The sequence below is a fragment of the Streptomyces sp. SID486 genome, from assembly GCF_009865385.1.
GTDB lineage: Bacteria > Actinomycetota > Actinomycetes > Streptomycetales > Streptomycetaceae > Streptomyces.
On the sequence record NZ_WWJT01000682.1, the window covers coordinates 1 to 8,509 of the forward strand.

The window sequence follows — 8,509 nt, forward strand, 5'->3', positions numbered from 1 at the left end:
GAGCGCGTCCGCCAAGCGATGCGCCCACGCACCATGGCGCTGACCGCGTCCGCCAAGCGATGCGCCCACGCCCCATGGCGCTGACCGCGTCCGTCACGCGATACTTCCGCCGTCCCCCGCACCACGCGCCCCACAGCGACGGAAGGACCCGAACCCCCTTGACATCCCGACGTGTTCGGCTCGGTGTACCCGGCCTGGCCCTGCTGACCGCCCTGACCGCCCTCTGCGCGCCCGCCACCACCGCCTCCGCCGCGGCCTCCGCGCCGACCACCGAGGAGCAGCGGCTGGAGCGGTCCGTGCCGCAGGAGATCCTGCGGCGCTCCGGCTTCGACACCGTGGCACCGGAGTTCGGCCGCGCGCTCGCGGGCGCGCACTCCTACGCGCAGGCCCGCGAGGCCGTCGTACGGCAGGGCTCCGCGCTGTGGCGGCGGGCCGTGCGGCGGGCGCAGGGACGGGGGCCGGCCGGCGGCGACCTGAGCCGGGACGACGACCGGCCGCTGTACTGGGCGCGGCTGGGCATGACGCGCGAAGTGCGCACCTGGCAGCCCGGGTTCCCCCTGCCGGACGCGCGGCGCGGTGCGCTGCTCGACGCGCTGGAGCGGACCTCGCGCGGGCAGACCGACATCCGCTACCCGGGCAGGGGGCCGCTGCGGCGCGTCCTGCTCACCGGCTTCGATCCCTTCACCCTCGACCGCGACATCCGCATCTCCAACCCCTCCGGGGCGTCCGCGCTCGCGCTCGACGGCACGGTGATCCGGACGGCGGCGGGCCCGGCGCGCGTCGAGACCGCCGTGTTCCCGGTGCGCTGGCGGGACTTCGCCGAGGGCACGGTGGAGCGCACGCTGCGACCGTACCTGCCGCGGGTCGACCTGTTCACGACCGTGAGCCAGGGCCGGGCCGGCCGGTTCGACATCGAGCGCACCAACGGCGCCTGGCGCGGCGGCTTCCCGGACAACGACGACGTCTCGCGCACGGAGACGGTCCCCGTCGCCGACCCGGCCACGCAGCCCCAGTGGACGGGCACCACCCTGCCGTACGCCGCCGTCGTGGCCGCGCGGACGGGACGCTTCCCCGTCTACGACCACACGGAGGTGACCGAGATCCCGGCGGGCGGCGGCGGCCCGGTCGTACGGCCGGACGGCCCGACCACCGGTTCGACGGCCCGTGCCGGGGGCGGCGGCGACTACCTCTCCAACGAGATCGCCTACCGCGCCACCCTGCTGCGGGACCGGCTCGGGCTGCACGGCACGCTGCCCGGCGGGCATGTGCACACGCCCGTCCTCCAGTTCGGCGCCGGCAACACCGATCCGGCGACCGGGACGGTCACCGACCCGGAGTTCGTGCGGAACCGGCTGGACATCGTCGCTCAGGTGCGGTCGATCGTGACGGTCGCGCTCGGCGCGGCCGCCCGGGTCACCGGCTGACGTCCTCCGGGTCGGGCCGGCCGCCGGGGGCGCCGGTCTCGGTGGCACTCTCCTCGCCCAGCAGGTCGCGGGCGAGGAGCGTGGCGCCCGCGACCGCGCCCGGCATCAGGAACACCGCGACGAACGGCACCAGGAAGGCCAGGCCCAGGGGCGTGCCGAAGCCCCACACCAGGGTCTTGCGCGAGCGGAGCAGGGCGAGCCGGGCCCGCAGGTCCACACCCCGGCGCTGCATGGCCACCGCGGCGAGTTCCTCGGTGAGGAAGAAGCCGGTGACGAAGAAGCCGATCACGGGTACGACGGTCTGCCCGACGAAGGGCACGAACCCCAGGGCGAAGAGCAGCACGCCCCACACCCCGGCCCGCACCAGCACGCGCAGGCTGTCCCGGGCCGAGATCCACAGCTCGCGCCAGAGCGGGAGGTCCGACCGGGCGGCTGCGCCGTCGGACGAGACGTCGGCGTCGACCCGCTCCGAGAGACTCTCGTAGAAGGGCTGGCCGACCAGCAGGGTGACGGCCGTGAACGTCAGCACGGCGAGCAGCAGGCCCAGGGCGAAGAGGACGGCGGTCAGAAAGCCGCGGAACAGGCCCTGCCAGGGGCTCGGCCAGTCGTCGGCGAACGGGGTGGCCCAGCCGACGGCGTCCGCGCCCCACACGGCGAGCGCGACCAGCGCCGCCGCGTACAGCACCAGCGTGATCAGGCCGGGCAGGAGCCCGAACCTGTACTGGCGCCCGTGCCGGGCCACCCACCGCTGGCCCTTCAGCAGATAACCGAAACCCACCCCGAGATCACGCATGGCCAGGACTTTACTGGCTGGGCCCGCGCGGACCGGCGGGCAGTCGCTCGAACGCCCGACCGGCCGGTCAGCGAGTCGACCGGCCGGTCAGCCGGTCAGCCGGTCAGTCGGTCGGTCAGTCGGTCAGCATGCGGTGCAGCAGGTCCCGCAGCGAGCGCCTCTCGTCCTCCGACAGCCCGGCGAGCGGTTCGCGGGCGAAGTGGAGGCCCTCGCGCAGCTCCCGGGCCACCTGGCGGCCCTCGTCGGTGGCGGCGGCCACCTTCACCCGGCGGTCGGCCGGGTCCGGGCGGCGCTCCACCAGGCCGCGGGATTCCAGGCGGTCCACGATCCCGGTCACGTTGGACGGCTCGCACTTCAGCTTCTGCGCCAGCTTGCGCATGGGCAGCGGCTCCAGCGAGAGCAGGCTGAGGAGCCGGGCCTGCGGGCCGGTCAGCGCGTGCTCGCCCGCCGCCTCCTCGTAGTCCGCGTAGAAGCGGGCCACGACGTCACCGATCAGCTCGACGACCTCCATGGTGAGGGCGTCGGGGCGGTGGGGCTTCGATGGGGTGGACATGCCCATAGGATACCCGGTTACTTGACATCATGAAATATTCAGGCGCATGGTTGTTTCAGGTACTGAAGTAACTGAAGCAACCCGGAAAGGCTCTGTCATGATCAACCGCGAGTGGCACCTGCTCAGCCGTCCCGTCGGCTGGCCGAAGCCCGAGGACTTCGCCCTGGTGGAGACGCCGGTCCCGACCCCGGGCGAGGGCCAGGTGCTGGTGCGGAACAAGTACCTCTCCGTCGACCCGTACATGCGCGGCCGGATGAGCGCAGCGAAGTCGTACGCCGCCCCCTTCGAGCTGGACAAGGTCATGCAGGGCGGCGCGGTCGGCGAGGTGATCGAGTCGAACGCCGAGGGCATCGCGGTCGGCGACCACGTCCTGCACTTCCTCGGCTGGCGCGAGTACGCCGCGGTGGACGCGAAGAACGCCGTCAAGGTGGGCCCGACGGCCATCCCGGCCGTGACGGTCGACCCGGAGGCCGTACCCCTGTCGGCGTACCTCGGCGTCCTCGGCATGACCGGCCTGACCGCCTACGCCGGCCTGCTGCGCACCGCCTCCTTCAAGGAGGGTGACGTGGTGTTCGTGTCGGGCGCGGCCGGCGCCGTGGGCAGCCAGGTGGGCCAGATCGCCAAGCTCAAGGGCGCCTCCCGGGTCATCGGCTCGGCCGGTTCCGACGAGAAGGTCAAGCTGCTGGTGGACGAGTACGGCTTCGACGCCGCCTTCAACTACAAGAACGGCCCCGTCGCCGAGCAGCTGCGCGAGGCCGCGCCCGACGGCGTCGACGTCTACTTCGACAACGTCGGCGGCGACCACCTGGAGGCCGCCATCGGTTCCCTCAACCAGGGCGGCCGGATCGCGGTCTGCGGCATGATCTCGGTCTACAACAACACCGAGCCCGCCCCCGGCCCCAGGAACCTCGCCCGGCTGATCCAGACCCGCGGCCGGATCGAGGGCTTCCTCGTCGGCGACCACTACGACCTGCAGCCGCAGTTCGTCCAGGAGGTCGGGCCGTGGGTCGCCTCGGGCGCGCTGAAGTACCGGGAGACCGTGGTCGAGGGCATCGAGAACAACCTGGAGGCGTTCCTCGGGGTGCTGCGCGGCGACAACATCGGCAAGATGGTCGTCAAGCTCTAGCCTTCACGGGATTTTCGGCATGCGGTAACTTCTTTCCGAAATCCGTCGTCGATCGTGGGCGCGAGTCACGGCGGACCGAGGAGGAGGAAACCGCATGGCCATCACGCAGTCCGACGTCCTGTACACCGCCGTCGCCACCGCCGAGAACGGCCGCGACGGCCGGGTCGCCACCGACGACGGCAAGCTCGACGTCGTCGTGAACCCGCCCAAGGAGATGGGCGGCAACGGCGCCGGCACGAACCCGGAGCAGCTGTTCGCCGCCGGCTACAGCGCGTGCTTCCAGGGGGCGCTCGGTGTCGTTGCCCGGCAGGAGGGCGCCGACATCTCCGGCTCGACGGTCACCGCCAAGGTCGGCATCGGCAAGAACGACGACGGCTTCGGGATCATCGTGGAGATCTCGGCGAACATCCCGAACGTCGACCAGGCCACCGCACGGGACCTGGTCGAGAAGGCGCACCAGGTGTGCCCCTACTCGAAGGCGACGCGCGGGAACATCACCGTGACGCTCGCCTGACCTCCGTCGTTGCGTACATCGGCAGCCGCATCCCTGGACGTGGGGTGCGGCTGCTGCGCGTCCACGGCCGCTGCCGGTGCCGGCACGTCGCCGGGTGCGCGCAGCCCACGGCCCCCGCGCGGTTCCCCGCACCCCTTCAGGGCGTCGCCCGTGCCGCCCGGTGGACGGCGGCCGCCAGCCTGTCGTTCTCCGGCGCGGCTCCGCCCGGGTACGCGAACCGCCTCCGTGTGTAGCCGTAGGCGAGCCCGCTGCGCGGGTCCGCGAAGGACTGCACGCCGTTCACGCCGCTGTGGCCGAGCGCACCGGCCCCGAGGAAGGGATGCCAGGTGTCGGCGGTCGCCTGGAACCCGAGGCCGAACGCCTTGTGCTCCCGGGCCACCAGGTCGTACCCGACGGAGTGGATCCGGGCGAACTCCGCGAGCGTGTCCTCCTTCAGCAGCGGGGCCCTGCCGTCCACCTCGCTGATCATCGCCGCGTACATGCCCGCCAGGCCGCGGGCCGAGCCGACGCCGCCCACCGAGGCGGGGCCGCTCGCGCGGATCAGCCGTTCGTTCGGCAGGCTCTGCAGGTCGGTGGGGTCCGCGCCGTGCAGGTTGTAGGCGATCGACTCCAGGGTGTCCGGGCCGCTCGGCCGGGCGTCGAGCCGGGCCTGCTGGGCGGGGGTCGGCAGCATCGGGCGGACGGTACGGAAGCGGGGCTCGTGGGCGGCCGGCAGGCCCAGGTGGAGGTCGAGGCCGTGGGGCGCGCGGATCCGCTCCTCGTACACCTCCTGGAGCGTACGGCCCGTCGCGCGGCGGACGATCTCACCGGTCAGCGCGCCGATCACCAGCGCGTGGTACCCGAACGCCGTGCCCGGCCGCCAGAACGGCCGCTGGTCGGCGAGGCGTTCGGCGATCACCCGGTCGTCCGCCAGCTCGGCGAGGCTGAAGCCGGTGTCGGTGCCGACCAGCCCGGCCCGGTGCGCGAGCAGGTCCCGCAGGGTCAGCGCGCCCTTGCCCTCGGCGGCGAACTCCGGCCAGTAGTAGGTGACCTTGCGGTCCACCTCCAGCGTGCCGTCCTGCACGAGCAGCGCCGCGACCAGGTGGGCCGCGCCCTTCGTGGCCGAGTACACGGCGTACAGCGAGTCACCGGCCGCACCCGCGCCCGCCCAGAGGTCCACCACCCGGCGGCCGTGCACGTACGCGCACAACTGGCCCTCGTAGTCGTCCCGCTCCCCGGCGACGACGGCCGCGAACTCCTCGCGCACCGGCTCGAAGCCCTCCGCGACCGTGCCCTGGACGGTGATGTCCCGCGTCATCCACTCTCCTCGACCGCTGCCCGCTGGTCTTGCTCGGCACAACGTCCCTGCCGGCTTCGGGCGTTCCCTGACCGGTACGGCCGGACGTGCTCGTCCGACTCAACCCCCGCGGGGGCCGTCGGGTGACACGGATGCCCCGGATGGCGGAGGGGACACGGTGCCGTCGGAGTGCGCCGGGGGCGCGGATCAGGTGCACCACCACAGGAAGCGGTCACAGGTCCTGGTGGGCGACGGCTCGGGAGAGGGCGCGGTGGACGTCGGGGCGGCGGTCGGGGTGGCCGGCTGCGTGGCGGGCGGGACGGCGGGCGTGCCGGGGGGCGCACCGGAGCCCGTCGTGGCCGACTGGTGCGCCTGTCCGCCGGCCTCGGCGGAGGTGGAGGCGGACGCCGGGTCCGCGTCCTTCGGTGAGGCGGACCCGGATCCGGACGCGGACGCGGAGACGGAGGCGTCCGGGGAGACCGGCCCGCCCCGGCTCGGGGCGGCGCCGGAGGTGGCGTCGATCGGCTCGGCCGTGCGGTCCGGCACGGTGGTGGTGGCGCCGCCGTCCGCGGTGGTGTCCCCGGCCGGGGCCGGGCTGTCACCGGCGAAGGGCGAGAAGGGAGCGTCCGTGCCGAGTTCGGCGAGGCTCAGTCCGCCGGCGGCGAGCACGAACCCGACGGCCACGAGCAGGGTGCGGCGGCGCCGGCGGCGGTGCACGGCGGCCTTGCGGTCCCGCCGGCTGGCGCCGGCCCGGGCTGCGGCACGCCGGCCGGCGGGGACGTCGCCCTCCGCGGGTGCGTCGTCCTCGGCGGCTACGTCGTCCTCCGCGCCGTCGGGGTGAGCGCCGACGGCGTAAGCGCCGTCGGTGTGAGCGTCGGCGGTGTGCGCGTCGGCGGTGTAGGCGTCGGCGGCGGCCTCGGCATGGACGTCGTCCCTCACCGCCGCGCCGCCGTCCTCGGCAGGGCCGGCCGATCCGGCGTACTGCTCGCCGGGGGGCCGTTCGCCGGGCCGCTCGTACGGGTGACCCGCGTACGGCGCCGACGGCCCGGCGGGACCCTGCCCGTAGCCGTAGTCGTGCCCGTAGTCGTGCCCGTACCCCTGCGGGTGCCCGTGCGGGTGCGCGGCCGGTGCCGTGACCGGGACGGCGAGCCGGTCGGCGGGAGTGCCGCACCCGGGGCAGGCCAGGGCGCCGTTGAGGTGCCGTCGGCACGGGGGGCAGTAGTCCATGACGCGGGAAGACTAGAGTCCGCAAGGGTCAGGTTCCAGGCGCCGCTGTGAAGGTTTCGTGCGGGGTCGAAAGAGTTCTCGAAAGTTTCACCGAAACCGAAGCCCCCGCCGGGTTCCGTCCGGCCCGTCGGCCCCGGCTCACGGGGGGGGCGGGCGCCCACACTTCCTCCACGTCCCACCCGGATTGAACACCCCGCGCGCCTCCTTCGTATCCAAGGGCGGCCCGTGCTCCCCCGCACGGGCCACCCGAACGGAGGTCCCCTTGGCCGGCAACGTCACCTCGTTGTTCCGCGGCACCACCGCGCACAGCCCCTCCATGGCGGCGCTGACGCGGGAGGGCGGCGACGGAACCGGCCCGGTGGACTTCTGCGTACCGTGCAACCCGTACTTCCCGACGCCCGCCATGTTCGAGGAGATGGCGGCCCGGTTGCGCGAGATCGTCACCTACTACCCGAGCGGCGCCGACACCATCACGGCCGAGCTGTGCGATCTGCTCCGACTCCCGCCGAGCTGCGTGGCGATGGGCAACGGCTCCACCGAGCTGATCACCTGGATCGACCACCTGCTGGTGCGCGAGTCGCTCGCCGTCCCCGTGCCGACGTTCGGCCGCTGGACCGACCAGCCGATGGAGACGGGCAAGCGGGTCGACATGTTCCCGCTCCAGGAGGCGAGCGGCTTCGCCCTGGACCTCGGCCGGTACGCCGAGTTCATCCGGGCCAGGGGCACCCGGGCCGCGGTGGTCTGCAACCCCAACAACCCCGACGGCGGCTTCCTGCGCAAGCAGCAGCTGGTGCAGTTCATGGACGCCATGGCCGACCTGGACCTGGTGGTGATCGACGAGTCGTTCCTGGAGTTCGCCGACGCCGAGACCGAGCCGAGCGTCGTCCAGGAGGCCATGCTCCGTCCCAACGTGATCGTGCTGCGCAGCCTCGGCAAGAACTTCGGCCTGCACGGCATACGCTTCGGCTACCTGGTCGCGGGCCCCGCGCTCGCGGGCAGGGTCCGCTCGATGCTGCCGAGGTGGAACCTCAACTCCTTCGCCGAGCACGTGGTGTTCATGCTCAGGGAGCACGGCGCGGAGTACGCGCAGAGCCTGACGCAGGTCCGCCGCGACCGCCTGGAGATGGCCAGCCATCTCTCCGCGCTGCCCGGCCTCACCGTCTACCCCTCCCAGGGCAACTTCCTCTTCGTGCGCCTGCCGCTGGGCGCCGAGGGGACGGTGGTCCGGGACCGGATGCTCACCGAGCACCGGATCCTGGTCCGCGAGTGCGGCAACAAGATCGGATCCTCCAGCCGCTTCCTGCGGCTCGTGGTGCGCCCCCAGGTCGACGTGCGTCGCCTGGTGTCCGGCCTGGAACAGGTGCTCTACGGGTCCAGGGGGAAAGCCGCCGTACCCGAGCTGGGCACCGGGACCAGCTACAGCTCGGGTACGGCGGCCGTGGACCGGCTGGTCAGCGAGACCAACGGGGCCGGCCTGCAACTGCCCACGGGCGGCCCCGCCCCGGCCGCCGGCACCGGCATGCCGCTCCCCGCCGCCGTCGCGCCGGCCGGCGGCGGGATGCCGATGCCGGCGGCGCCCCAGCCGGCACCCGTGCC

General features: G+C 73.5%; 8 protein-coding genes. 4 read left to right on the forward strand and 4 right to left on the reverse strand.

Annotated elements, in window-relative coordinates:
• The first annotated feature begins 158 nt into the window (after positions 1–158).
• Positions 159–1,424, forward strand: a complete 1,266-nt coding sequence (locus GT045_RS31545; protein ID WP_161336273.1) for a pyroglutamyl peptidase — start codon at positions 159–161, stop codon at positions 1,422–1,424.
• On the opposite strand, the gene GT045_RS31550 is transcribed toward GT045_RS31545, so the two are convergent.
• Together GT045_RS31550 and GT045_RS31555 are read right to left on the reverse strand one after the other, a co-directional pair.
• On the reverse strand, positions 1,414–2,217 hold the full coding sequence (locus GT045_RS31550; protein WP_161286811.1) for an EI24 domain-containing protein: 804 nt from the start codon (positions 2,215–2,217) through the stop codon (positions 1,414–1,416). The two genes, GT045_RS31545 and GT045_RS31550, sit on opposite strands and share 11 nt — an antisense overlap.
• 115 nt (positions 2,218–2,332) lie before the next feature.
• Entirely contained in the window at positions 2,333–2,770 is a 438-nt protein-coding gene (locus GT045_RS31555) for a MarR family transcriptional regulator (RefSeq protein ID WP_161286812.1), read from the reverse strand.
• A gap of 97 nt (positions 2,771–2,867) precedes the next feature.
• Between GT045_RS31555 and GT045_RS31560 the strand changes: the two genes are divergently transcribed.
• Positions 2,868–3,896, forward strand: a complete 1,029-nt coding sequence (locus GT045_RS31560) for an NADP-dependent oxidoreductase (RefSeq protein WP_161286813.1) — start codon at positions 2,868–2,870, stop codon at positions 3,894–3,896.
• A gap of 94 nt (positions 3,897–3,990) precedes the next feature.
• A complete protein-coding gene (locus GT045_RS31565) occupies positions 3,991–4,410 on the forward strand; it encodes an organic hydroperoxide resistance protein (RefSeq protein ID WP_161286814.1) in 420 nt (139 codons plus the stop codon).
• Positions 4,411–4,546: 136 nt separating this feature from the next.
• On the opposite strand, the gene GT045_RS31570 is transcribed toward GT045_RS31565, so the two are convergent.
• A complete protein-coding gene (locus GT045_RS31570; RefSeq protein ID WP_161336274.1) occupies positions 4,547–5,707 on the reverse strand; it encodes a serine hydrolase domain-containing protein in 1,161 nt (386 codons plus the stop codon).
• Between the two features lie 186 nt (positions 5,708–5,893).
• Positions 5,894–6,913: a hypothetical protein gene (locus GT045_RS31575; protein ID WP_161336275.1), complete on the reverse strand. Its 1,020-nt coding sequence runs from the start codon at positions 6,911–6,913 to the stop codon at positions 5,894–5,896.
• A 262-nt stretch (positions 6,914–7,175) separates the two neighbouring features.
• Here GT045_RS31575 and GT045_RS31580 point away from each other — a divergent pair.
• A partial coding sequence (locus GT045_RS31580) for a histidinol-phosphate transaminase (RefSeq protein ID WP_161336276.1) occupies positions 7,176–8,509 on the forward strand: 1,334 nt, incomplete at its 3' end.